General features: G+C 72.6%; 18 protein-coding genes and 1 tRNA gene. 7 read left to right on the plus strand and 12 right to left on the minus strand.

What is annotated here, in order from left to right; genetic code table 11:
* The first annotated feature begins 14 nt into the window (after positions 1-14).
* A complete protein-coding gene (locus tag AB4K12_RS29540) occupies positions 15-848 on the plus strand; it encodes an alpha/beta fold hydrolase (protein WP_368437711.1) in 834 nt (277 codons plus the stop codon).
* Between the two features lie 68 nt (positions 849-916).
* Here AB4K12_RS29540 and AB4K12_RS29545 read toward each other — a convergent pair whose 3' ends face one another.
* Both AB4K12_RS29545 and AB4K12_RS29550 read right to left on the minus strand, forming a co-directional pair.
* Complete coding sequence (locus AB4K12_RS29545) at positions 917-1,597, minus strand: HAD family hydrolase (protein ID WP_368437713.1); 681 nt, start codon at positions 1,595-1,597, stop codon at positions 917-919.
* Positions 1,584-2,762 (minus strand): oxidoreductase, encoded by a 1,179-nt coding sequence (locus AB4K12_RS29550; protein ID WP_368437715.1) that lies wholly within the window; start codon positions 2,760-2,762, stop codon positions 1,584-1,586. Before AB4K12_RS29550 ends, AB4K12_RS29545 begins: the two co-directional genes overlap by 14 nt.
* Before the next feature lie 108 nt (positions 2,763-2,870).
* On the opposite strand from AB4K12_RS29550, the gene AB4K12_RS29555 reads away from it, so the two are divergent.
* Positions 2,871-3,464: a TetR family transcriptional regulator gene (locus tag AB4K12_RS29555; protein ID WP_368437717.1), complete on the plus strand. Its 594-nt coding sequence runs from the start codon at positions 2,871-2,873 to the stop codon at positions 3,462-3,464.
* Between the two features lie 8 nt (positions 3,465-3,472).
* Here the strand turns inward: AB4K12_RS29555 and AB4K12_RS29560 are convergent, their stop codons facing one another.
* Positions 3,473-4,525 carry a ScbA/BarX family gamma-butyrolactone biosynthesis protein gene (locus tag AB4K12_RS29560; protein WP_368437758.1) on the minus strand — a complete coding sequence of 351 codons (1,053 nt, stop codon included), beginning with the start codon at positions 4,523-4,525 and terminating at the stop codon, positions 3,473-3,475.
* A gap of 253 nt (positions 4,526-4,778) precedes the next feature.
* Here AB4K12_RS29560 and AB4K12_RS29565 point away from each other — a divergent pair, with 253 nt between their 5' ends.
* Positions 4,779-5,357: a ScbR family autoregulator-binding transcription factor gene (locus AB4K12_RS29565; RefSeq protein ID WP_368437718.1), complete on the plus strand. Its 579-nt coding sequence runs from the start codon at positions 4,779-4,781 to the stop codon at positions 5,355-5,357.
* Between the two features lie 15 nt (positions 5,358-5,372).
* On the opposite strand, the gene AB4K12_RS29570 is transcribed toward AB4K12_RS29565, so the two are convergent.
* From AB4K12_RS29570 to AB4K12_RS29585, 4 genes are all read right to left on the minus strand, one after another.
* Positions 5,373-6,947, minus strand: a complete 1,575-nt coding sequence (locus AB4K12_RS29570) for an MmgE/PrpD family protein (protein ID WP_368437720.1) — start codon at positions 6,945-6,947, stop codon at positions 5,373-5,375.
* 93 nt (positions 6,948-7,040) lie between these two features.
* Positions 7,041-7,409 carry a nuclear transport factor 2 family protein gene (locus AB4K12_RS29575; protein ID WP_362254907.1) on the minus strand — a complete coding sequence of 123 codons (369 nt, stop codon included), beginning with the start codon at positions 7,407-7,409 and terminating at the stop codon, positions 7,041-7,043.
* A gap of 92 nt (positions 7,410-7,501) precedes the next feature.
* Positions 7,502-8,467, minus strand: coding sequence for a diacylglycerol kinase family protein (locus AB4K12_RS29580; protein WP_368437722.1), 966 nt, complete (start codon positions 8,465-8,467; stop codon positions 7,502-7,504).
* A 29-nt stretch (positions 8,468-8,496) separates the two neighbouring features.
* A tRNA-Met gene (locus AB4K12_RS29585) sits at positions 8,497-8,586 on the minus strand.
* A gap of 248 nt (positions 8,587-8,834) precedes the next feature.
* On the opposite strand from AB4K12_RS29585, the gene AB4K12_RS29590 reads away from it, so the two are divergent.
* On the plus strand, positions 8,835-9,278 hold the full coding sequence (locus AB4K12_RS29590; RefSeq protein WP_368437723.1) for a hypothetical protein: 444 nt from the start codon (positions 8,835-8,837) through the stop codon (positions 9,276-9,278).
* Positions 9,279-9,386: 108 nt separating this feature from the next.
* On the opposite strand, the gene AB4K12_RS29595 is transcribed toward AB4K12_RS29590, so the two are convergent.
* The 5 genes from AB4K12_RS29595 to AB4K12_RS29615 form a co-directional block, all read right to left on the minus strand.
* Positions 9,387-10,178, minus strand: coding sequence for a thioesterase II family protein (locus AB4K12_RS29595; RefSeq protein ID WP_368437725.1), 792 nt, complete (start codon positions 10,176-10,178; stop codon positions 9,387-9,389).
* Positions 10,179-10,275: 97 nt separating this feature from the next.
* Positions 10,276-11,262, minus strand: coding sequence for an LLM class flavin-dependent oxidoreductase (locus AB4K12_RS29600; RefSeq protein ID WP_368437727.1), 987 nt, complete (start codon positions 11,260-11,262; stop codon positions 10,276-10,278).
* Positions 11,263-11,302: 40 nt separating this feature from the next.
* On the minus strand, positions 11,303-12,868 hold the full coding sequence (locus AB4K12_RS29605; protein ID WP_368437729.1) for a long-chain-fatty-acid--CoA ligase: 1,566 nt from the start codon (positions 12,866-12,868) through the stop codon (positions 11,303-11,305).
* Positions 12,869-13,002: 134 nt separating this feature from the next.
* Positions 13,003-18,807, minus strand: coding sequence for an SDR family NAD(P)-dependent oxidoreductase (locus AB4K12_RS29610; RefSeq protein WP_368437731.1), 5,805 nt, complete (start codon positions 18,805-18,807; stop codon positions 13,003-13,005).
* Positions 18,808-18,882: 75 nt separating this feature from the next.
* A complete protein-coding gene (locus AB4K12_RS29615) occupies positions 18,883-19,191 on the minus strand; it encodes an acyl carrier protein (protein WP_086573578.1) in 309 nt (102 codons plus the stop codon).
* Positions 19,192-19,580: 389 nt separating this feature from the next.
* Between AB4K12_RS29615 and AB4K12_RS29620 the strand changes: the two genes are divergently transcribed.
* The 3 genes from AB4K12_RS29620 to AB4K12_RS29630 are packed head-to-tail and all read left to right on the plus strand — an operon-like array spanning position 19,581 to position 23,763.
* Positions 19,581-21,251, plus strand: a complete 1,671-nt coding sequence (locus tag AB4K12_RS29620; RefSeq protein WP_368437733.1) for an aldehyde dehydrogenase — start codon at positions 19,581-19,583, stop codon at positions 21,249-21,251.
* A gap of 33 nt (positions 21,252-21,284) precedes the next feature.
* Positions 21,285-22,424: an acyl-CoA dehydrogenase family protein gene (locus tag AB4K12_RS29625; protein WP_368437735.1), complete on the plus strand. Its 1,140-nt coding sequence runs from the start codon at positions 21,285-21,287 to the stop codon at positions 22,422-22,424.
* A gap of 55 nt (positions 22,425-22,479) precedes the next feature.
* The gene (locus tag AB4K12_RS29630) at positions 22,480-23,763 is read left to right on the plus strand and encodes an aspartate aminotransferase family protein (RefSeq protein ID WP_368437736.1); all 1,284 of its coding nucleotides are present in this window, start codon (positions 22,480-22,482) and stop codon (positions 23,761-23,763) included.

Consider the following 23,763-nt stretch of genomic DNA (forward strand, 5'->3'; position numbering starts at 1 on the left):
CCCGGAGGCCCGCCATGCCATTCGTCGGCACAAGGGACGGCACGAGACTCTTCTACAACGACTGGGGCACCGGCCGGCCGGTGATCCTGCTCGGTACGGCCATGATGAACTCCCGGATGTGGGAGTTCCAGGCGCCGTACCTCGCACGGCACGGAATGCGGTGCGTCACCTACGACCGGCGCGGCTGCGGCCGTTCGGACTGGCCGTGGGAGGGCTACGACTACGACACCCTGGCCGACGACCTCGCGGACCTGATGGAGCACCTGGACCTGCGCGACGCCGCCCTCGTGGGCTACGCGGTGGGCGGCGGCGAGGCGGTGCGCTATCTGACCCGCCACGGCGCGGACCGCGTGGCGCGGCTGGCGCTCGTCGCCTCGACCACGCCGTTCCTGATGCGGACCGAGGACAACCCCGACGGCCTGGACATCGCCCTCTTCGAGGAGATGGCCGACGCGATGGCCCGGGACCGGGCCGCCTGGATGACCGCCCTCGGCGCGTCGTTCTTCGGCGGCCCGGAGGCCGGCGAGGACGGGCCGGCGGCGGTCTCCCCGGAGCTGGCCGACTGGATGACGCGCATCGCCCTCGACTCCTCGCCGCGGGCCGCGGCGGAGATCTACCGGACGCTGTTCACCGAGGACCAGCGGGCCGAGGTCGCCAAGGTGGGCGTGCCCACGCTCGTCGTCCACGGCGACGCCGACGCGGGCGCCCCCTTCCCCCTGTGCGGCCCCAGGACCGCGGACCTCGTCCCGGACAGCAGCTTCATCCGCTACGAGGGCGCGGCGCACGGCCTCTTCGCCACGCACGCGGACCGGCTCAACGAGGATCTCCGCACGTTCCTGGCGGCATGACCGCCGAGAAGCCCCCGGGGCCCGTGGTCCCGGGGGCTGCCTCGGCGGACGGCCGCGCCGTCAGCCGGTCATCGGCCGGCGGCCGGGGCGAGCCGCTCGGCGCAGGCCAGCGCCTGCCCGAGCCCGGAGAACTCGCCGACGGCGACGCGGTGTCCGACCTCCATCAGCATCGGCAGGTCGGAGATGTGGTCGCCGTAGCCGAAGCAGTCCGCCGGGTCGATGTCCGGGTAGCGGGCGAGCAGCTGCCGGACGACCGTGCGCTTGCCCTCCCCGATGACCGGCTCGCCCAGGAGCCGCCCGGTGAAGACGCGGCCGCAGCGCTCCATGCGGGCGCACAGCACGTGCCGGGCGCCGACCGCCTCGGCCAGGGGCGCCAGCAGCGCCGGTATCGACCCGGAGACCAGGACGACGGCGGCCCCCTCGGCGCGGTGGCGGTCGAGCCGGACGAGGGTGCCGGCGATGAAGAAGTTCCCGTCCGTCAGGCGTTCGGACAGCCAGCGGCGGCCCCAGGCCTCGACCTCGGCGGCCGGCTCGCCCCGCCAGGCCCGGTAGTACACACGGTTGGCCTCCTCACGGGAGACCCCGGCGGCCGTCTCGGCCACCAGTCGCTCCCGTAACTCCCCGGCCCGGCGGGCGCCCTCGGCGCCGTATCTGCCCTCGAGATAGAAGCGGAGAAACTCGAATGGACTCTTGCAGGTGATCAGGGTCTCGTCCACGTCGCAGAAGACCAGACGCTCAGGTCGTGACAAGGGAGGACTCCTTGGGCTCGGTGAGGACGGCTTCGGCGTAGGCGTTGGCCGCGGCTTCGGGGTCGAGGACGCCGTGCGCGGCGATGGTGTGCACGTCGCGCCAGCACCGCTGGAGTTCGCCCTCCCCGCTGCGGGCGTGCACGCCGCCGGTCCTGAAGAGCCGTTCGACGGCCTTGACGAGAAGGTTCGTGGCGGTGGCGGCGTCGCGCCGGTTGCTGGCGACGGTCCGTTCGGTGACGCCGTCGAGGTCCGCGCGCAGGGCGGCGGACCGCAGCAGGAGCCCGGCGGCCTCGACGTCGCCGGCGGACCGGGCGAGGGTGCGGTGGAGCGCGAGGGTGTCGCGGCCGGACGCGGCGTGGTCGGCGCGCAGCCGGGCGGCGGCCCAGCGCGACCACACCTCGAGGGCGTGCCGGGCGGCGCCGAGCGCCGACGCGGCGAAGACGATGCCGCCGACGAGCTGCGCCGGCACGGTGTGGCAGCGGGCGCGGCCCGGCCCGCTCGCGCCGTTCAGCAGGTCCGCCATCAGGAAGGACCGGTGGTCCGGGACGAAGGCGGCGTTGACGACGACGGTGTTGCTGCCCGTGGCCCGCAGGCCCGTGCTGTGCCAGGAGTCGCGCACCGTGAAGTCGCTCCGGTGCACGGCGTGGAGGCGGACGGCGGGCCCGTCGGCGCGGGAGTCGCGGGCGGCCAGCAGCGCCCAGTCGGCGAAGTCGACGCCGCTGAGGCACTCCCACTCGCCGCCGAGCGTCCACCCGCCCGGCGCCGGCTCGGCACCGCCCGAGGGGGTCACCGCGGCGGCGATGCGCACGTCGGGCCCCGAGGACCAGAGGTCGTGCTGTCCTTGGACCGGCAGGTAGGCCGCGAAGCGGCTGTGGGCGGCCCACAGCGCCGCGCACCAGGCGGCGGACGCGTCCGCGTCGGCGACACCGGCCACCGCGGTGACCAGGTCGGTGAAGGTTCCCTCGGTTCCACCCAGGGCGCGGGGCACGAAGTAGCGGGGAAACCCGGCCTCGGTCAGAAGCCGCACCGTCTCGGGGGCGAGCCGGCGGTCCTCCTCGGCGCGTGCGGCGTGGGCCGACGCGGAGGCGACGACGTCCGGCGACCAGGCGGCCGGGGCGATGTCGTCCCGACCGGCGCGTCGCGGTGCGTACTGCGAGTGGAACATGTAGTGCGCTCCTTGGCTCAACAACTATAATTCCTTCATGCAGGTATGTTCCTTGCCTGGATCACTGCTCGACGACCATCAGCCCAACTCTCTTCAAGGAGGCGCGCCTTGGCCAGACAAGCGCGGGCCCTGCGCACCTACGACCGGGTCCTCGACGCGGCCGCGAACGAGTTCGCGCAGAACGGTTACGCCCGGACCAATCTGCAGAACGTGGCGGACCGGACGGGCCTGACCAAGGGCGCGGTGTACGGACACTTCTCCTCCAAGGAGGAGCTGGCCGCGGTCATCGTGGCCCACCTGGACTCGGTCACCGACGATCTGCTGGGAAGCGTCAGGGAGAGCACGGTCCCGGCCTTCGACCGGCTGCGACGCATGATCCTGTCGCTGGCCGAGCTGTTCGAGCGGGACATGCGCGTCCGGGCCGCCCTCCGCCTGGCCCTGGAGACGGCGCAGGCCGACGCCAAGCCGCCGCAGATCCTCGACGAGGTGCAGGGCAGGACACGGGCGCTGGTGGACGAGATGCGGAACGAGGGGTGTCTGGACCCGTCACTGCCGGCCGGGGCCGTCGCGGATCTGGTGACCGCCGCCGTCTTCGGCACGCACTACACGGCCACGGCCTGCGGACAGGAGAACCTGAGCGGCAGGGTGCACGCCATGTGGGAGGTCCTGACCCGTACGGTCATCACGTCCGGGAGCAGCTGATGCCGGGCTCAGTCGGCGGTGCCGCAGAGCAGGACCCGGCTGCCGCCGACCGGAGCCGCGCCCGTCTGCGCACACACCCACGTCAGGGTGGCCGTGGCCACCGCCGATCCCCCCTGGACCGCCGCGATCCGCATGCGTACCGGATCGTCGGGGTCCACCCCCGGCTCGTACATCTCGGTCACGAGGCGGACCGGCTCGTCCAGTTCGGCGAAGGCCGCGCAGTCCACCACGGCGCCGGCCAGCGCGTAGGACCGTCCGCCGTCCGCAGGCGATCCGTTCTCGTGCAGGCGGAGATAGCCCAGTTGCCGGAAACCCTCCAGGATCACCATGAGCGGCAGGTGATCGGTGGGGTGGTCGAAGAGGATCGCGTGGTTGGGGTCCGGCCGCAGCAGCCACTCGCCGGGCCTATCCCCCGGCTCGAGCACGCAGTCCTTCGTCCGCAGCCGGCCCACGCTGGGCGCCGGCCCGGTCCGGCGGCGGAGCGGTGGCCGGGCCGCCGCGGCGCCGTCCGGCGGATGCCCCTCACCGGTCTTTCTCGTCAGATTGCGGAGCAGGGAGTAGCTCCGGTCGTCGACCACGAAGGCCGCGATGCTCCCCCGCCCGCAGACCCGGCCGCCCACCGTCAGCTTCACCTCCAGCCGCATGCCGTACCGGCGCGGCGGGCGGTTGTCCTCCCACGCCCATGTCACATCGAGCAGTACGGGCAGCGGAGTGCCGCCGACCCGCAGGAGCTCGGGGTCATAGATCTCGAAGTCCAGGTCACGGCCGACGAAGCGATGGCCGAGCGGGATGCCGAAGTGCACATGGCCGACGTAGAGCAGGGCCTGACGAATCGTTTCCGCGAACAACATCGGGTCGGCCAGACCGTTGTCGTCGGGATGATAGAGCGCATGGTCGCGTGGCCACTGGGCCGCGACCACGAAACCGCCGTCACTCTCCCGGACGCCGTCGGTGACGAACACCTCCGCCACCGCCGCTCGGTGGACGAGCTGTCGGGATATAGGCTGTAAGAACGTGAGTTGGGGAGTACCGAGGGGGGCCGTCTCCGGATCGCCGGGAATGCCGACACCCTCCATCGGTACCGCCGAGCGCTGCTGCATGCTTCCTCCGCCCAGATCGACGTGCGACGCCGTGAAATTCTGTTCGAGGTCTAGGGTGCGCAGAACAAATATACCTTTGAGAAGGTATATTACAAGGAGGGGGTGACACAAAAGTGCAGCAGGTTGTCATAGAGCACAGAGAGGCACCATGAAGACCGATAAGAGTGAGCGAAACGGGCATCCTGGTTCCGTATCCACCGACGGAGCTCGGGAGTTGAAGCAGGAGCGGGCCATCCGGACCCGAGGGGTGATCCTCAACGCCGCGGCGTGCGCCTTCGCCGAGCGGGGCTTCCCCGACGTCACCATCGTCGACATCGCCGACCGGGCCGCCATGACCAAGGGTGCGGTCTACTTCCACTTCGGCAACAAGGAAGCGCTCGCGGTCGCGGTGACCGAGGAGTTCTACCGCCGGCTGGCCGAGGTCGTCCGGCCCGCCCTGGACTCCGACCTGCCCCCGCTGGAGAAGGTCACCGGCCTTCTCATGCGCGTCGCCGTCTCCTTCCGGGACGACCCCGCCATCCAGGCGGGCGCCCGGCTGCAGATCGAACGCCCCTACATCAGCGCCCCGTTGCCCGTGCCGTACGTGAACTTCACCCAGCTCCTGGCCGATCTGCTGGGGCAGTGCCAGCAGGCGGCCCAGCTGCCCGAGGGCGCGAAGCCGGAGGCGCTGGCCCGGGTCCTGCGGTCCGCGCTCTTCGGCGCCCAGCACATCTCCTGGGTGCTGGCGAACCGCGAGGACATCGTCGAGCGGACCGAGGAGATCATCGAGGTCATGCTGCCCGCGGTGCGCTGAGGCGTCGCACCGGCCCTAGTCCATGAGGGCGGCCTCCACCCACCTGCGCACACCCCGCGCCCTCATCCGGTGCAGCCGTCCGACGGACTCGGCGACCTCGTGCGAACCGCCGACCGCCAGGAACTTCTCCCGCACCAGCTGCGAATGCCGGGCGCGGGTGTCGGGGCCGGCCGCGCCGACCGGTATGAGACGCTCCCGGGTCACGGTCCGACCGTCCACCAGCCGCACGGTGACCCGCGCGCCGGTGGCCTTGGTGGACCGGGAGAAGTCCCGGCCGTCCATCTCCACGGAGCCGACCAGGTCCACCAGTTCGTCGCCGCCGAAGTCCCGCAGCCACGGCATGGCCAGCGGGCCGGCCTCCCGTACCGCCTCCCCGAAGGGCGCCTCGGAGCGGAACAGCTCCCGGGTCATGTCCGCGTCGTGCTCCAGGCGCACCCGCTCGGCCAGCTGCCACCGCCGGCGCTCGTCCACCCGCGGCGAGGAGAAGTCCTCCACCGCGAAGGTGCCGGTCAGCAGCGTCGTGGCCACCGGGTAGGGGACGTCCAGGACGAGCGCGCCCAGCGGCGAACCCGGGCCGGTCACATACGTCGCCGCGCGCTTTCCCGCGAACAGGGTGTACAGCGAGGCCTCGACGACGATCTCCTCCACGTCGTCCGGGTGCAGCGGCCCGAGCACCTGGTGGATCTCCGTCGCACAGTCCACCGCGGCGTCGATGCCCGGCCCGCCCGGGTGCATCTTGAACGACAGGGTCTCGGTGTGCCAGCGCCGGCCGAGGCCTTCGGTGATCACGTCCGGCAGCGGCACGGTGGCGAAGCGGGCGAGGAAGCCGTCCTGGTGCTCCATGAGGTCCGGGGCGCCCCGCAGCCCGGCCTCCGCCGCGTCGCAGGCGTCCATGGCGGTGCGCACCGGGGTGAAGGTGTTGAACAGCCGGGCGTCGCTGGCCAGGAAGGCCCGCATGAGCGGCCAGTTGGGCATGGCGAAGGCGAGGCCGAAGGCGTTCTCCCACACCGGGGCCGGCGCCCGCTCGGCGTGCAGCCGGCCCGCGACCGCACCGGCGAGGTGGGTGTGCACCGCGCTCTGCCCGCGCAGGGGCCCCAGGGTGGCGGCGGCGGTGAGCCGGGCCGCGCACTCGTTGGCCGCCACGACGGCCGTCAGCAGCGACAGGCCGTCCAGGCGGCGGGCGTAGGCGAAGGCGAGCGGCACCGCGACGGTGGAGTTGGACAGATGTCCGGCGTAGGCGGTGTCGTCGAGGTTGAGCCAGGAGCCGAGGGCCGCGAGGACTCCGGCGGCGTTCTTCGGGTCGCTCTGCACCGGATGCCCGAAGGCCGAGATGAGCATGCGGCCCAGCGGGTGCTCGAGGCCGGCGCGGATCGAGGCGATCTGGGACAGCACCTGGCTGGCCGCCAGCTTCAGGACCCGGCAGGGGATGTCGTCCGGGTGCAGGTTGGCGGCCCACTGGGACAGCTGTTGCAGGGGCGTGCCGCTCGGCGCGGGCCGGCGCCGCGTGTGCGGGGCCGGGCGTGTCTCCGCCGCGATCCCCCACTCCTCGCACAGTGCCTGTACGAGGTCGGTGCCGAGGACTTCCACCATGGCTCGAACGCCCCTTGCGTGAGAGGTACTGAGAAGAAGACGGAGGGAGCGGTGGGCGGTGCCCACCGCTCCCCCATCAGGCACGGACGCCGATCAGGCGGCCGGGACCTTGTCCAGGAAGCCGTAGACGCCCTTGATGCGGCCGTCCTCGTCGGTCACGATCACGTCGAAGCCGATCGCGATCGGCTCGGTGCCCGGCGCGGTGACCAGGGCCCACTGGAAGCGGGCGATGTTGTGGTGCGCGTCCACCGTGCCGTGGAGCTCGAAGGTCAGGCCCTTGAACTGCTCCTGGGCGCCGGCGAGAACCGCGCCGATGCCCTCGTGGCCCGCGACCGCGGCGAGCGGGTCGATGTAGGGGGCGTCCTCGGTGAACAGCTCCGCGATGGCCTTGGCACGGTTGTCGGCGTCGGCCTCGTTCCAGGCGGCAAGGTAGCGGGTGACGAGACCGTTGAGGTCGCTCATGCTGTCTCCATGATTCGAATCGGTGTATCCATAGGGGTGTTGACGCCGAAGGCGCCAAGTCGTGGGGAGGCCGCGCGGGCCCGCCGGGCCGGCTACGGCAGCTGTGCCGGGGCCCATACGGACAGCGCCGCCTCGCGGACCTCGAAGGTCGCCGAGGTCCCGATGCCGTGCTGGTACTCGCCGTCGTGCTCCAGGGGCAGCCGCTGCCCGTCGGTCCGTTCGACGACGATGGTGCGGCCGCGCGCGTAGACCGTGGCGGGGTGCTCCATGTGGGCGGCCGTCCGGGTCAGTTCGGGCACCCTGGAGGCGGGGATGTCGCCGCCGATGACGCAGACGTCGAGCAGTCCGTCGTCCAGGCGGGACTCGGGCAGGACCAGGTACTGCCCGCCCCGGTAGGGGCCGCCGCCGACGTTGGCCAGCACGGTGGGCCCTTCGTGGACGACCGTGCCGTCGACCGTGACGCGGCCGGGGTACGGGGGGTACGCGGCCGCGGTGTCGGCGAACGCCTTGGCGTAGCGCGCGCGTCCGGCCAGCGGGATCTCCCGTGCGGTGATCAGGGCGTCGGCGATCACTCCGCTGCACGCTCCCAGGAAGACCGCGTTGCCCGTCTCGCGCAGCAGCGCGACGTCGAGGCGGTGCGCCCGGGCGGTGCCGCCGGGGCCGGAGTCCGCGAGGGCGGCCTTGAGCGCGTCCTCCCAGGGGCGGTCGCCCCAGAGCATGCGGTAGGCGGAGTTGCCGGTGCCGCCGGGCACGATGGCCAGGGACACCCCGTCGCTCCCGGGGTCGACGAGTCCCTGGACGACCTCGCGGACGGTGCCGTCCCCGCCGACCGCGACGAGGAGGTCCGGCCCCGGGGCCGTGCCGCCGCCGGCGGCGGCGTCGCGCGCCACGTCGGTGGCGTCGCCCGGGGCGGTGGTCAGGTACACCTCGACGGAGTCCAGGTGGGCCGCGCACAGCTCGGCGATCCGCTCGATCCATTGCGGGCTGTGGCTTCCGGAGGCGGGGTTCGCGACGATCAGGGCCCGGGTGGGCCCCGTGACTGCGGCTCGGTCTGCCATGTCGGACGTACTCCTCCTCGTTGATCGTGCGGAGAGGGCAGGATTCGAACCTGCGCGGGCCGTGAAGACCCGACCGGGCATGCGCCCGGACCCCGTTGGGCCGCTTCGGGTACCTCTCCCTGTCGGCGGGGGCGGCTTCCGGTCCCTTCCGGGCCGTCCTCCCTTCGACACCCATGACTCTGCCAGGGCCCGCTGACAGCGGGCTGACTTCGCGCTGTCATCGCGCCGTGCACGCCGGGGAGTTGCCCGTGTAAGCGCGCTGTCAGCGGCTGCTGCCACGCTCTGGGTGACGTACGTGCCCGAGGACCCCCGTGCTCCCCGGGCGCACCACCACCCCCGTGCACAACAGACAGTCAGGAGTGCTCTCATGACGACCTACCAGACCTCGGCGGCGCACCGCACGGCCGGCGCGGACTCCTCCGCGGCCAAGCCGCTGCGGGTCTTCCTCACCCTCGACGCCGTGGTCACCGGCGGCAACGGGCTGATCTACCTGCTCGGCGCCGGGCCGGTCGGCGACCTGCTGGACCTCTCCACCGGCTTCCTGCGCGGCATCGGCGCCTTCCTGACGGTCTACGGCGTCCTCGTCGCGGTGCTGGCGTCCCGTCCGGTGCCCTCGGCCCTGGCCACCAAGGTGGTCATCGAGGCCAATCTGCTGTGGGCCGTCGCGAGCGTGGCCGCGGTGGCCTTCGGCTGGATCGACCCGAACACGGTCGGCACGGTGTGGACCCCGCTCCAGGCCGTGGTCGTCGCCGCGTTCGCGTTCCTGCAGATCTCCGGTCTGCGCAAGCTCACCGGCCGCTCCTCCGGCTGACGCCGAGGTCTTCGGCCGTTACGCCGAACGGCGCGTGGCCCCGCCCGTGGAACGGGTGGGGCCACGCGCCGTTCGCGTGCTCGTCGCGGCCGGCCGCGACGAGGACGGTCAGCCCTGGAAGGCGGTCGCGAAGCGGTTCAGGTGACCGGCGAAGTCCGCGGTGACGGACGGGGCGTGGTGGTCGATGTAGAAGTGGCCGCCCGGGTACTCCCGGTGCCCGAGGTACTCGGCGCTGCGGGCCGCCCAGAACGACATGGCGTCCGCACGCTCCTGCAGGGGGTCGGACTTGCCGCCGTAGGTGACGAGCGGGCAGGCCACCCCCTCGCCGTCGTCCGTGAACTGGGCGGCCACGGACAGGTCCGCGCGCAGGGCGGGGACGACCAGGGCGAGCATCTCCGGGTCGTCGTAGACCTCGGCCGGGAACGAGCCCAGCTTCTTGATCCACTCGACGAGTTCGGCCTCCGGCATGTGGACCTGCTCGGCGGTCGGCTCGAAGAAGCCGACCGGGGACCAGCCCGAGGCGCCGAGCAGGACCGGCATGGGCTGCCCCTCCTGCGCCAGGCGCTGGGTCAGCCGGAAGGCGAGCTGCGCGCCCATGCAGTGACCGAAGAACGCGAACGGGCGGTCGTCGAGTTCGTCGAGCACCGCGTCGTAGAGGGCGTCGAACAGCGGCTCCCAGTCCGTGTGCGTGGGCTCCTCGCGCCGGCTGTGGCGACCGGGCAGGGTGACGGCCTGGGCGGCCACGTCGGACGGCAGCAGGCCGGCCCAGTCCCGGTAGATGATGGCGCCGCTGCCCGCGTGGGGCAGCAGGAACAGTCGCACTCCGGCCTCGGCCGGCGGCTCGACCGGGTGGAACCAGTGGCCCGCGGTGGACATGGACTGTCCCAGGGTCTGTGACACGGGGGTGCTCCTCGTCATGTGTCGCGCTGGTGTCGGTAGGTGACTCGTGTGGGGGGTGTGGGGGGTGGGGGTGATGGCCCGGTGGGGGGCGGGTGGGTCAGGCCAGGGATCGCAGGGCGGGCAGCAGGACGTCGGCGATCTCCTTCAGCTGCGGCTCGGGGTCCAGCGATCCGATCCGCAGCACCAGGTGCCGGGCGCCGGCCCGTACGTACGAGGCCAGCCATTCGGCGCAGTGTTCGGCGGTGCCCCAGCCGTAGGCCTGGATGGCCGACATCTGCTCCAGCGACCGTCCGTAGTAGTGCTCGATGTAGTGCTCGAGCTCGGCCTGCGCGGCCGCCGCGTCGCGGTTGACGGTGACGGTGGCGTAGAGGGCGGGGGTGACCGCGTCGGCCGGGCGGCCGGCCTCCTCGACCAGCTCGGCGATCCGGGCGCGGGCGACGCCGTAGGCCTCGGCGGACGGCAGGAAGGGCAGCCAGCCGTCGTAGTCGCGGGCCACGCGCTCCAGGACGCGCGGGGTGTCGCTGCCGGCCAGCCACAGCGGCGGGCCGCCGGGGCGGTGGGGGCGCGGCAGCCGGTCCAGCCCTTCGGCCTGCCAGTACTTTCCGGCGTAGTCGGTGGGCGCGCCGGGCCGGTCGCTGCCCCAGGCGGTGCGCCAGAGCCCGACGATGTCGTCCAGCCGCCCCACGCGTCCCTTGAAGGAGGCGCCGACGGAGGCGAACTCCGCCTCGGTCTCCGGCATCGGGAAGCCCGAGCCGAGCCCGAGCACCAGCCGCGAGCCGCACACGTGGTCGAGGCTGGAGATCATGTTGGCGCCGACGAGGGGGTGGCGCAGGGCGGGGGTGAGGGCGGCCGTGCCCAGGGTGACGCGGCTGGTCACGGCGCCGGCGGCGGAGAGCACGACCAGCGGGTCGAGCCGGGGACGGGCGGTCAGGGAGTCGCCCGCCCACAGGGAGTCGAAGCCGAGCTGCTCGGCCCGCCGGGCGAAGTCCAGCAGCGGGTCGGCGGCGAAGCTGTCGGTGATGGCCTGCTCCCGGGTGGGGAGCAGGACGCCGATGCGCAGGGGCGTGGTGGTGGAGTCGGCCATGTCGGTTCCTTCTCGTTCGGGAAGATCGCGTACGTCTGCGTCAAGGCCGGGCGGCGAGCGCCGATTCCCGTTCGGCGAGCAGGTGTTCGCGGACCTCGCGGCGCAGGATCTTGCCGGCGGGATTGCGCGGCAGCTCGCTCACGAAGTGGTACATGTTCGGAATCTTGTAGTCGGCCAGCCGTCCGCGCAGGAACAGCATCAGCTCGCGGGGCGTCGCCGCCGCGTCCGGCCGGAGCACGACGCAGGCGTGCGCCTCGTCGCCCCAGTAGCGGTCGGGCAGCCCCACCACGGCGGCCTCCGCCACCGCCGGGTGGTCGCTGAGCTCCTTCTCGACCTCGGCGGGGTAGATGTTCTGACCGCCGACGATGATGGTGTCGTTGATGCGGTCGCACAGGAACAGATAGCCGTCGGCGTCGAGATACGCGGCGTCGCCCATCAGCAGCCACTCGCCGTCGAGCGTCTTCGCGGTCGCCTCGGGCAGGTTCCAGTAGCCCAGCATGCGGGCGGGGGTGCGGATGCACACCTGCCCGATCTCGCCGGGCGGCAGCTCCCGGCCCTCGGTGTCGACGATCTTCAGTTCGTTGCCGGGGCACACCCTGCCGACCGAGCGCAGCAGCGGGCTGCCGGGCTCGTGGGCCTCGGGCGGCAGGCACACGGCCACGCTGCCGGTCTCCGTGCTCGCGTAGATCTGGGCGAACTCGCAGGTCAGGATGGACAGGCAGCGGCGCAGCAGCCCCTCGGAGATCGGTGCCGCGCCGTAGGCGACCTTGCGCAGGGAGGCGAACGTCTCGGGGCCGGCGCCGCGTTCGTCCAGCATCATCTGGAGCATGGCCGGGGCGACGAAGGTGGTGGTCACCCGGTGCCGGGCGATCAGCCGGACGGCCTCGGCGGGGGTGAACATCTCCATGACCACGTTGGTGGCCCCGGCGTTGAAGTTGTGCATGAACCAGCCGATGCCCGCGATGCCGAAGCCGGGCAGGGAGATCAGGGCGACGTCGTCGGGGAGCCAGTCGATCCAGTCGGTGCCGGCGCGGCGCATGGCGTCGGGGAGGGTGAAGAAGCTGCGGTGCGCCAGCACGGCGCCCTTGGGCAGGCCGGTGGTACCGCTGGTGTAGACCTGCACCACCGCGTCGTCGGGGCCGGTGCCCGGGTCCAGGTCCTCGTCGGAGTGGCCCGCGTACCAGGCGCGCAGGGAGTCGGGGCCGGCGAGCCGGACCCGGGCGACCTCGGGCAGTCCGTCCAGCGCCCGGTCGGCGCACTCCCCGAACCGCTCGTCCTCGAAGATCAGCTCGGCGTTGGAGTCCCGCAGGATGTGGGCCACTTCCCCCCACGTGAGCCGCCAGTTCACCGGCACCAGGACGGCGCCGATCTTCGCGCAGGCGAGGATGGCCAGGTAGTAGTGCTCCGACTCGCGGCCGAAGTAGGCCACCCGTGCCCCGCGGCCGATGCCCGCCGCGCGCAGGGCGCGCGCCGCGCTGTTGCCGGCCCGGTGCAGCTCGCCGTAGGTGGTGGTCCGGCCCTCGCAGACGATCGCCGGGTGGTCGGCGCGTTCGGCCGCGTGCAGCGCAGACGACCGGGTCAGCGTCCACCGGCTGTTTTCGTTCACGTAAGTCCGCCTCGTTGTCGGGGTCCGGGCCACGCTCGTGGTCCGGACCTGTCGTTGGGGAGGGTGCGTGGGGTGCGTGGGGTGCGTGTCCCGGAAGGGCGCGGTGGCGCGCCCTTCCGGGAGGGGGCCGGCCGTCAGGCGACCGGGTCGGACACCAGCAGGCCGTCGAGGTGCTCGGTGAGCTGCCGGACGCTGGGGTGGTCGAAGGTGAGCGAGGCCGGCAGGGTCAGACCGAAGGTCTTCTCCAGCGCGGACTTCACCGTCTGCGCCATCAGCGAGTCCAGTCCCAGGGAGACGAACTCCGCGGTGGGCTCGAGCTCGTCGGCCCCGTCGAGGTGGAGGACGGCCGCGACCTCCGTGGCCACCACCGAGCCGATCACGGCCCTGCGCTCGGCCGTGGGGCGGGCCAGCAGCTCGCCCAGGTCCAGGCCGCCGGGGCCGGCCGCCGCGTCCCGGCGGGCGAGCCGGGAGTACAGGGCGTCCGTGACGGGCGTGTTGGCGACGTAGGTGTCCCAGTCGAACTCGCCCACCACCCGCTGGGTGACGGGCCGGCCCAGCAGGCCGGCCAGCGTGCGCAGCGCGCGGGCGGGCGAGAAGAAGCGGATGCCGCTGCGCTCGATCTCCTGGCTGAGGTGGTCCTCCAGCCGCGCGGACATCCCGACCCGCGCCCAGGCGCCCCAGTTGACCGACAGTCCGGGCAGTCCCTGCCGGCCCCGCCAGTCGGCCAGGGCGTCGAGGTAGGCGCTCGCCGCGGCGTAGTGCCCCTGGGTGGCGCCGCCCAGGACGGCGGCGATGGAGGAGTAGGAGACGAAGAACTCGAGCTCGGGGAAGTGCCGTCCGGCCTCGTGCAGCAGCCAGCCTCCGTAGACCTTGGCGGTCAGCTGCTCCTCCATGGCCGCCCAGTCCATCTCGGCGATCAACGCCTTGCCGATCTCGCCCGCGGCGTGCACGATGCCGCCGACCGGGGCCGGGCAGTCCAGGAGTTCGGCGGTCATCCGCCGGACGTCCTCGGCGCGTCCCACGTCGACCCGGATGACCTTGATCTCGGCTCGCTCGCCGAGGGAGGCCAGCAGGCTCGCCGCCTCGTCGGTGGGCCTGGCCCGCCGGCTGAGCAGGGCGACGTGCCGGGCGCCGAGATCCACCAGCTTCTGGGCGGTGACCAGGCCGAGCCCACCGAAGCCGCCGGTGACGACGTAGGTGCGGTCCGGCCTGATGGTCAGCCGGGGCGGGGTCTCGGCGCCGCTGTCGGTCCACGCGGGGTCGGCCGTCTCGGCCGCGACGCCGACCAGGGCGGTGGCCGAGGCCGGTCCCTCGTCGACGGCGCGCAGCGCCTCGTCGATCTCGTCGGGGCCGTACATCTCCTGGGCCGCGGGGATCTCCGTGACGGGCCGGGCGTCGGCCGAGGGCACGGTCACCGTGGAGCGCAGGACGCCGTCGCCGTGGACGAGCACGCGGTCGCCCGGGGCGTACGCGGCCGACTCGCCGGCCGCGACGACGGTGCCGTAGCCGGACGTGCCCAGGACGGGCGCGGCGGCGCCGTCCCGCGCGGGCCCGCCCTCCCGTGCGATCCGGGCGTCGTCGGGCGTGAGGGTGACCGCGTCGACGCGGACCTGGATCTCGTCGCCTTCGGGCGCCCGGTCCGCGGCCGGCACCGGCACGAGGTCCGCCAGGTCGCCGCTGTCGGGGGCCCGGAACTCGAAGCCGCCGGTGTGGGGCACGGTGGTGTCCCCGGCCAGCAGCCGGCGGACGTGGCGGCGGCCGCCGCGGTACGCCACCTGGTACTCGTCGCCGGTCTGCGCCCGCCACTCGTCGAGCAGGGACGCGAAGGGGAACAGGTCGCCCTCGCTGGGCAGGTCGAGGAGGGTGGCGCGGTACTGCGGGTACTCGGTGAGCAGGACCCGGCCGAAGCCCCACAGCGTCGCGGCGCCGAGCTGTTCGCCGGTGCCGGGCAGGTCGCCGGGCAGGCCCTGCGCCCGCTCGGTGACGAGCCACAGCCGCGGCGGGCGCCGCAGTCCGGCGCCGTCGAGCACGGCCACCGCCTTGAGCAGGTGCCGGTAGTTGCGCTCGCACTCGGCGCGCAGGCGGTCGGCCGACATGGGCGTCCGCTCCGGGCTCCAGAACCAGCAGACGTCGGTGACCGAGGAGTCCTCGAGCGCCCCGGCGAGGGCGTCGGGGTCCACCACGAACGTCATCCGGATGTCGTTCCGGGCGGCCTGCCGTTCGAGCTGCGCCAGCCGTCCCGGGTCCGCCTGCAGCACCAGCACGTGCCGGGAACCGGCGGGCGTACGGGCGGGTGCGGACTGCCGCACCCAGCGCAGGCGGTGCTGGAACTGCCGGTCGCGTCCCTCACCGTCGGGGCGGGCCAGCTCGACGCCGAGCAGTTCGGCGACCGGCGCGTCGCCCTCCAGCAGCAGGACGTCGGCGATCCGCCGCCGGCCCTCGGCGGGGGTGACGACCTTGGCCAGGACGCGCAGCCGGGTGCCGCGAGGCTTCTTGAACAGGCGGACGCTCGCGGCCGCCCGGAGGTCGAACACCGGGCCCTCGGCGTCGAGTGCGACGGTCGCGTGCAGGGCGCTCTCCAGCAGCTCGCCCGGCAGGTGTTCGACAGCGGTGGCGTCCCGGCCGGTGAGCTCGCCGACGACCAGGCCGCCGGGGTGGACCGCCACCCGGGTCAGCCGTCGCAGCCCCTCCCCCGTCTCGCGGCCGACCGCGTCGAGGTCGGTGTAGACGTCCTCGGCCCCGGTGGTCTCGACGGCCTCGCCGGCGTCGTCCAGGGCGTCCCTCAGGGCGCTCCCGGCTCCGTCGGCGCCGGGCCCGTCGGCGAGCACGGCCGTGACGTGGCGGCGTTCGCGGCCCTCGTGGACGCTGACCACCTCGGCCTCGGCGCGGCCGCCGGTCGCCGGCCGCAGCCGGGTGACCACACGGACGACGCCCTCGTCGGGCAGCGGCAGCGGCTCGTGGACCCGCAGGTCGTCGATGGCTCCGCGGGTGTGCCCGTGGACCGCGTCCCGCAGCGCCAGCAGCAGGTCGACGTGGGCGGACGCGGGCAGCACCGCCTCGCCCGCGGCGCGGTAGCGGCCGAGCGCGCCCAGGTCCTCGCGCGCGAACTCGGCGGTGAACTCCCGCTGTCCCTCCGGGCGGCCCTCGCCGGCCGGGATCTCGGTGCCCAGCAGCACATGGCGGGCGGGCCCGCCGGGGCCGGAGCCCCGTCGCTTCGTGGCCACCGGGAGCCAGTAGCGCCTGCGCTGGAAGGCGTAGGTGGGCAGGTCCAGCCGGGGCAGGGTGCGGCCGGCGTGGACGCCGGACCAGGAGACCGTGAGGCCGGCGGTGTAGAACTCGGCGAGCGCGCGCCAGATCGTCCCGGCGCCCGGCTCGCGGCGGCGCAGGCTGGACAGCCACAGGTGCTCGTCGGCCTCCAGGCAGCGCCGGCCCAGCGCGGTCAGCGCGGTGGAGGGGCCGATCTCGACGAAGACGTGCCGGCCGCGCTTGGCCACCGCCCGGATGCCCTCCATGAACAGCACCGGCTCGCCGATGTGGCGCACCCAGTACTCGGGGGTGCCGATCTCCGCCAGGCGGGCCACCTTGCCGGTGACGTTGGAGACCAGGGTCAGGGTGGGCTGGTGGAAGGTGATGCCCGCGACGGCCTGCCGGAAGTCGTCGAAGACCTCGGCCATCAGCGGGGAGTGGAAGGCGTGCGAGACGTCGAGGAGGTCCACGCGCGTGCCGTCCTCGCGCAGCCGGGCGACGACCTCCTCCAGCGCCTCCGTGGCGCCCGAGATCACGCACTGGTCGGGCGCGTTGACGGCGGCGAGGGCCAGGTCCGGGTGGGCGGCGAGCAGGGGGGTCACCCGGTCGGCGGGGGCGCTCACGGCGGCCATGCCGCCGGCCGTGGTGACCGACTGCATCAGCCGGCCGCGGGCGGCGACCAGGGTGACCGCGTCGGGGAGCGTGAACAGGCCGGCCACGGTGGCGGCCACGACCTCGCCGATGCTGTGCCCGATCAGGACGTTGGGCCGCACGCCCCACGACATCCACAGGCGGGCCAGCGCGTACTCCACGGTGAACAGCGCGGGCTGGGTGTAGCGGGTGCGGTGGATGAGGTCCGGGTCGGTGGCCGTGCCCAGGACGAGGTCGCGCACGGAGACGTCCAGGTGCGGTGCGAAGAGCTCTTCGCACGCGTCGACGGCGTCCCGGAAGACCTCGTGCCGTTCGTAGAGGTCCGCGCCCATGCCCAGGTACTGCGAGCCCTGGCCACCGAACATGAAGGCGATCTTGCGGATGCCGGAGGGGCCCTGCAGGTCCTCCCGGGCCAGCGCCGCGTCCAGCAGCTTCGCCAGGTCCGCGTGGTCGGCCACGGGGCCGGCGACGCGGTGGGAGAAGTGGGCACGGGTCACGTTGGCCGAGTGGCACAGCCGGTCGAGGTCGATGTCCGGCCGCTCGTCGATCAGTCGCCGGTAGTTCTCGAGCTGGCCGCGCAGGGCGCCGGCGCTCTTGGCGGAGACGGTGAACATCCGCACGCCGCCGCTCGGACCGTCGGGAGCGGGGACCGGGACGGGGGGCTGCTCGAGCACCACGGCGCCGATGGTTCCCGCGAAGCCGAAGCTGTTGACCACGGCTCGGCGCACGGGCGCCTTCCAGGGCTCGCACGCGGTGGGGATCCGCACCGGGTAGACGTCCCACGGGATGCGGCCGGAGGGGTTGGTGAGGTTGAGGTGGGGATAGATCGTGGCGGAGCGTATCTGCAGCACGGCCTTGATCACGCCGACCAGGCCGGACGCCGGCTCCATGTGGCCCAGGTTGGTCTTCGCCGAGCCCACCAGCAGCGGGTCGTCCTTGGTGTGCGAGCGGGCGAAGACGTTGTTGATGCCACCCAGTTCGATGGGGTCGCCGAGCGGGGTGCCCGTGCCGTGCGCCTCCACGTACTGGATGTCCCCGGGCTCGAGCCGGGCCGCGGCCAGGGCGTTGCGGATGACGATCTCCTGCGCGGCGCCGTTGGGCACGGTCAGCCCGACGCTGTCGCCGTCCTGGCCGACTGCGGTGCCCCGGATCGAGGCCAGGACGTTGTCGCCGTCCCGCACCGCGTCCGAGAGCCTCTTGAGCACCAGGACTCCGCAGCCCTCCGCCCGGGCGTAGCCGTCGGCGGCCTCGTCGAAGGTCTTGCACTGCCCGTCGGGGGCGAGCATGTTCGCGTGGCTGAACATCACCGGGATGCGCGGGCTGTGCAGCACGTTGATGCCGCCGCACAGGGCGATGTCGGTCTCCCCGCCGCGCAGCCCCTGCACGGCCGCGTGCAGGGCCACCAGCGAGGACGAGCAGGCGGTGTCGACGCTCATGCTGGGGCCGCGCCAGCCCAGGAAGTACGACAGCCGCCCCGACAGCGGGAACATCGTGATGCCGGACGCCAGGTGGCCGTCCAGCTCCTCGTACGGCAGGGAGTCGATCTCGAGGGCGTAGTCGATGGAGCTGGCCCCGATGTACACGCCTCCGTTGCCGCGGCGCAGCGGGGTGGGGTCGATGCCCGCGTGCTCGAGCGCCTGCCAGGCCGTCTCCATCAGCAGCCGCTGCTGGGGGTCCAGGTACTGCGCTTCCTTGGGCGAGATGTTGAAGAAGCCCGCGTCGAAGAGGTCGACGCGGTCCAGGAATCCGCCTCCGGTAGTGCGGATCTTCCCCTTCTCGGCGGGGTCGTGGATGTCCTTGGGGGTGAAGGCCTCGGCATCCCAGCGGTCCTGCGGGAGGGGGCCGATCCCGGAGCGGCCCTCGCGCAGGAAGGCGTCGAACTCGTCGAGGGATTCGCTGCCTCCGGGGAAGCGCAGCCCGACGCCGACGATGGCGATGGGCTCGTACCTGTCCGGGAGCGCCTGGCCGGCGCTGCCCTGGTCCCGGTCCGCCACGGGGACGGTGTGCGGCTGCTGGTCGTTTTCTGAGGACTGGCGCGGCATGTCCGCTTCTCCTTGGTGTCCCTTGGTGGTGGGGGCTGCTGCGTCGGCCCGGCGGGGGCGGACCGGGAAGGGTGGCTACCGGGCCTGCTGCCCGGCGGTGAGCCGGCCGGTCAGGTGGTCGACCAACTGCTCGATGGTGGGGCTGTTGAACAGCACGGTGGTGTCGATGTCGAGAACAAGCCGTTCCTCGAGGCCGCGTCTGATGTTCATCAGACGCAGCGAGGTGAGCCCGAGTTCGAAGAAGTTGCTGTCGAGCGGCAGATCCTCGTCACCCATGAGCAGGGCGCGCTTGACCTCCTCGACGACGAGCGCCTCGACGGCCTCGGCGACTTCGGTGGCGGGCAGGTCTGCGAGCGGGGAAAGGGTGCCGGTGGACTGTGTCATCGAAGATCCCTCGTGGCTGTGGTGGAAGGGCGTGGACGGTGGGGCGACGACCGTGATGCGTACGGCGATTGCCTCGGAAAACGAAAAGCCTGCGACCACCGGACACGGTCCTTCGCCGAGAGCGGTCACACGCTGCCGGTAGCGGCTGACCGCACGCTGACAAGCCACTGATCGGCGCCGGAAGACGCCCGAAATCAGTCCGGTGTCAGTGACGGGTCAGGCGGACTTGTCACGATCGCATCGCTTCGGACGGAAACCGCTGACCCGGTGAACAGGCGAAGACCGCAAAGCCATGCGACGGATTCCGAAGATTTTTTCGTTCCATGCACACGCACACACGCATCGGACGGGCGACGGGACCGACTGGACCGAATCGGAAAGGCCTGAGAATGCTTCTCGATGAATTGGCGGGGACGGCCGCGGCCACGAACGCCGCCCCTGCCGCCAAGGGCGCCGAAGGCGAACGCGACAACACATTCCGCAGTTATCCGCTCTACATCGGCGGCAAGGACGTCGAGGGCGACGACTGGGTGTACACCGTCAGCGGCCGGTCGCTGCTGGAGGACGTGTTCACCAGCGTCAGCCTCAAGCGGGCCCTGGAGAAGGACCCCGACTCCGAGGCCGCCGGCCACCCGTACGTGGTGGGCCGCTGCGCCATCGCCGGCGACGCCGCCATCGACCAGGCGTCCGAGGCCGCGGCCGCCGCTGCGCCGGTCTGGGCGGCCGTTCCCCTGGACCGCCGGATGACCCTGGGCACCCGCTTCCGCGAGGAACTGCTGCGTCGCGAGGACGAGTTCCTGGAGATGCTGGTGGCCGAGGCCCACCCGGTCAAGCTCGCCCGCTGGGAGCTCAGCTGCCTGCTGCAGATCTACAGCGAGGAGAGCCTCGGCTGGTACCGGCAGCAGATGCACACCGAGTTCCAGCACGGCGGCCGGCGGCTGATCGTACGCCGCCAGCCCGACGGCGTCGTCGGCTTCAACCCCCCGCAGAACGCGCCGCTGCCGAGCGCCGCCCTGGCCGTGCTGGCCCTGATGGCCGGCAACGCCGTCGTCGTCCGCGCCCCGCGCAGCATCGCGCTGAGCACCATGTGGCTGCTGCGCGACGTGGTGGCCCCGCTGCTCGAGGAGCTCGGCGCCCCCGCCGGCACCCTCAACGCGGTGTGCGGCAACCCCAAGCAGACCCTGGACCGCTGGATCACCAGCCCCCTGATCGACGACATCTTCTACATCGGCGGCAGCGAGCAGGGACTGCGCTTCGAGCAGGCCTGCGTCGCCAACGGCAAGAAGCCCATCCTGGAGCTGGCGGGCAACGACGGCATCGTCGTGTGGTCCGACGCGGATGTGAAGAAGACGGCCGAGGCCATCACCGAGGCCTTCTACGGCTCGGGCCAGATCTGCATGGTCCCCAACTACGTCCTGGCCCACCCGGACGTGGCCGAGGCGCTCATCGCCGAGGTCAAGGAGCAGGTCAAGACCGTACGCCCGGGCTACCCGGAGGACGAGGACGTGCTGCTGTCGCCGGTGCGGCGCAGCGAGCGGTTCTTCGCCCTGCTCGAGCAGGCCGTGGGCAACGGCGGGCAGATCATCACCGGCGGCCGGCGCACCGAGCTCGACGGCACCCCGTCCGAGACGGGCGTCTTCCTCGAGCCCACGGTGGTGCGGGTCGACGGGATGGAAGGCGCGCGCTCGTACGACATGGTCCGCCAGGAGACCTTCTTCCCGCTGATCCCGATCATCGTGGCCGAGCCGGGCTCCGACGAGGAGCTGCTGGAGCGGTTCCTGCACTTCGTCAACAGCAACGAGTACGGGCTGCGCAACTCGCTGTGGACCGCCTCCGACGAGGTCATCGACACCTTCGTGGCGCGGGTGGTCAACGGCGGCCTGCTGAAGGTCAACGACTCGCACATCGGCTTCCTGCCGTATCTGCCGAGCCACGGTGGCACCGGTATGACCGGCGGCGCCTTCGGCGAGGCGAACTACCCCATCCTCAAGACCTCGCATGTGCAGGGCGTCAGCATCGCCCGGGACGTCAGTCCGCGCGAGGCCGTGTTCGGTTCCTGAACCCGTCAGCCCTGCGAAGACCGGAGATTACTCGTGCGTTCCCTCGATGATGCTCGCGCCGTCTGCGAGCGCCACCACCCCGGCCTGATCAAGGCCCTGCAGGAGATCCCCTACGCGGAGCGGGAGCGGCCCGGCGGCCCCGGGATCGATCTGTTCCGCGAGCACGGCGGCGTGGGCCTGCTGGTCCCCACCGAGTACGGCGGCCTCGGCGCCGACCCGCTGGAGGCCGTGCTGGTCCAGCGCGCGCTCGGCGCGGTGTCCCCCTCGCTGGCCGCCGCCGTGACCATGCACCACTTCACCGCGGCCATGCTCTACGCGCTCGCCGCCGACAAGGGCCGGCTCAACGCCACCCAGCTGGACCTGCTCCACCGCGTGGTGCCCGAGCAGCTGCTCATGGCGTCCGGCTGGGCCGAGGGCCGCACCCAGCAGAACATCCTCGCGCCGTCGGTGACCGCGCGTCCGGTGGAGGGCGGCTACGTCCTCTCGGGCGCCAAGAAGCCGTGCAGCCTGGCGGCGTCCATGGACCTGCTCACCGCGAGCATCTCGGTCCCCGGCGCCGACGGCGAGCCCGAGCTGGCGCTGGCCCTGGTGCCCTCCACCTCGGCCGGGCTGTCCGTGCACCCCTTCTGGGGCAATGAGCTGCTGGCCGCGGCGGAGAGCGAGGAGGTGCGCCTGGAGGAGGTCTTCGTCCCCGAGGACCTGATCGTGCGCACGTCCGCCGACGACCCGGACCGGCTGGACGACCTGCAGACCGCCGGGTTCATCTGGTTCGAGATGCTGATCTCGTCCGGCTACGCCGGCGCCGCCGCCGGCCTCGTCGAGCGGGTGCTCGAGCGCGAGCGGGGCGCGGTGTCCGAGCGGGCCTCGCTCGCCATCACCTGCGAGTCGTCCTTCGCCCTGCTCGAGGGCGCGGCCCGTGCCGTGCGCGACGGGCTGTCCGGCGAGGCCGCCGTCTCCGGTGTCCTGGTCGCGCGGTACGCCCTGCAGGACGCCCTCAGCCGGACCACCGACCAGGCCCTGGAGCTGCTGGGCGGCATGGACTTCATCCGCTCCTCCGACCACGCCCGGCAGGCCGCCTCGGTCCGCCCGCTCGCCTTCCACCCCCCGGGCCGGGGGGCCGCGGCGGAGCCGCTGCTGCGGTACTTCGGCGGCGAGCCGCTCGAGCTGGCCTGAACCGGCGTCATCCCTCACCCGCGCGAACCGCGCGTTTCCCTGGAGTGATTCACCCATGACCGTGATGCAACACGCCCGGATCGACACCGAGGAGCAGATCCTCGGCCTCTACCGGGCGCACCTCAGCAAGGGCCGGGCCACCCTGGCCGAACTGTTCGGCAGCCACATGGAGGTCGAGTCCTCCGGCAGCTGGCTGACGACCAGCGACGGCGAGCGCTTCCTCAACACCGGCGGGTACGGCGTCTTCACCATGGGCGCCCGCCACCCGATCGTCATGGACCACGTGCTGCGCCAGCTGACCACCCACCCCACCGCCACCCGCATCCTGCTGGAGCCGACCGCGGCCCGCGCCGCGGAGGCCCTGGTGTCGGTGATGCCGCCCGGCCTGGACCGGGTGCACTTCGCCCTCTCGGGCGCCGAGGCGGTCGAGACCGGCCTGAAGCTGGCGCGGGCGGGCGGCCGCAAGCGGACCGTCTCCATGCAGGGCGGCTACCACGGCAAGACGCTGGGCGCCCTGTCGGCCACCGCGAAGGAGGTCTACCAGAAGCCCTTCCGCCCGCTGGTCCCCGACTTCCTGCACATTCCCTTCGGCGACATCGACGCGCTGCGGGCCGAGCTCGCCGCCCACCCGGGCGAGGTGTGCGTCATCCTCGAGCCGGTGCAGGGCGAGGGCGGCGTGATCATCCCGCCCAAGGGCTACCTCAAGCAGGTGGAGGAGGCGGTCCGCGAGTTCGACGGCTTCCTCATCCTCGACGAGATCCAGACCGGCTTCGGCCGGCTGGGCGAGTGGTGGGGCGCCGACATCGAGGGCGTGGTGCCGGACGTCCTGCTGGCGGGCAAGGCCCTCGGCGGCGGTGTGCTCCCCGTCTCGGCGGCGGTCGCCACCCGCAAGGCCTTCCGGCCCTTCGACAAGGACCCCTACGTCCACACGGCCACCTTCTCCGGCCAGCCGCTGCTGATGGCCGCCGTGCAGGGCGCCATCCAGGCGGTCCAGGAGGACAACCTGATCCCCCGGGGCCGGGAGCTCGGCGAGCGGCTGCTGCCGAGGATCGCCAAGATCGCCCAGAAGAACATTCCCGACCTGGTCGTGGACGTCCGCGGCCAGGGCCTGCTCATCGGCGTGGAGCTCGTCGAGGCCGGACTGGCCGGCGAGCTGCTGATCGAGCTGTTCAACCACGGCGTGGTCGCCAACCACTCCATGAACGGCAGCTCGGTGGTGCGGTTCACCCCGCCCGCCAACCTCAGCGAGACCGATGTGCAATTCCTGCTCAATGCGTTCGACAAGGCCACCCGCGACCTCGTGCGGCACTCGGCCAAGATGCCGGAAGGCGGTAACTGA

This window comes from Streptomyces sp. C36, from assembly GCF_040932295.1.
GTDB lineage: Bacteria > Actinomycetota > Actinomycetes > Streptomycetales > Streptomycetaceae > Streptomyces > Streptomyces triculaminicus.

What these genes read in the sequence shown, in the direction of transcription:
- AB4K12_RS29630 (WP_368437736.1), top strand. Translation starts at nt 22,480, where the DNA reads ATGACCGTGATGCAACACGCCCGGATCGACACCGAGGAGCAGATCCTC.
- AB4K12_RS29550 (WP_368437715.1), bottom strand. Translation starts at nt 2,762, where the DNA reads ATGTTCCACTCGCAGTACGCACCGCGACGCGCCGGTCGGGACGACATC.
- AB4K12_RS29615 (WP_086573578.1), bottom strand. Translation starts at nt 19,191, where the DNA reads ATGACACAGTCCACCGGCACCCTTTCCCCGCTCGCAGACCTGCCCGCC.
- AB4K12_RS29590 (WP_368437723.1), top strand. Translation starts at nt 8,835, where the DNA reads ATGACGACCTACCAGACCTCGGCGGCGCACCGCACGGCCGGCGCGGAC.
- AB4K12_RS29600 (WP_368437727.1), bottom strand. Translation starts at nt 11,262, where the DNA reads ATGGCCGACTCCACCACCACGCCCCTGCGCATCGGCGTCCTGCTCCCC.
- AB4K12_RS29580 (WP_368437722.1), bottom strand. Translation starts at nt 8,467, where the DNA reads ATGGCAGACCGAGCCGCAGTCACGGGGCCCACCCGGGCCCTGATCGTC.
- AB4K12_RS29610 (WP_368437731.1), bottom strand. Translation starts at nt 18,807, where the DNA reads ATGCCGCGCCAGTCCTCAGAAAACGACCAGCAGCCGCACACCGTCCCC.
- AB4K12_RS29575 (WP_362254907.1), bottom strand. Translation starts at nt 7,409, where the DNA reads ATGAGCGACCTCAACGGTCTCGTCACCCGCTACCTTGCCGCCTGGAAC.
- AB4K12_RS29540 (WP_368437711.1), top strand. Translation starts at nt 15, where the DNA reads ATGCCATTCGTCGGCACAAGGGACGGCACGAGACTCTTCTACAACGAC.
- AB4K12_RS29620 (WP_368437733.1), top strand. Translation starts at nt 19,581, where the DNA reads ATGCTTCTCGATGAATTGGCGGGGACGGCCGCGGCCACGAACGCCGCC.
- AB4K12_RS29570 (WP_368437720.1), bottom strand. Translation starts at nt 6,947, where the DNA reads ATGGTGGAAGTCCTCGGCACCGACCTCGTACAGGCACTGTGCGAGGAG.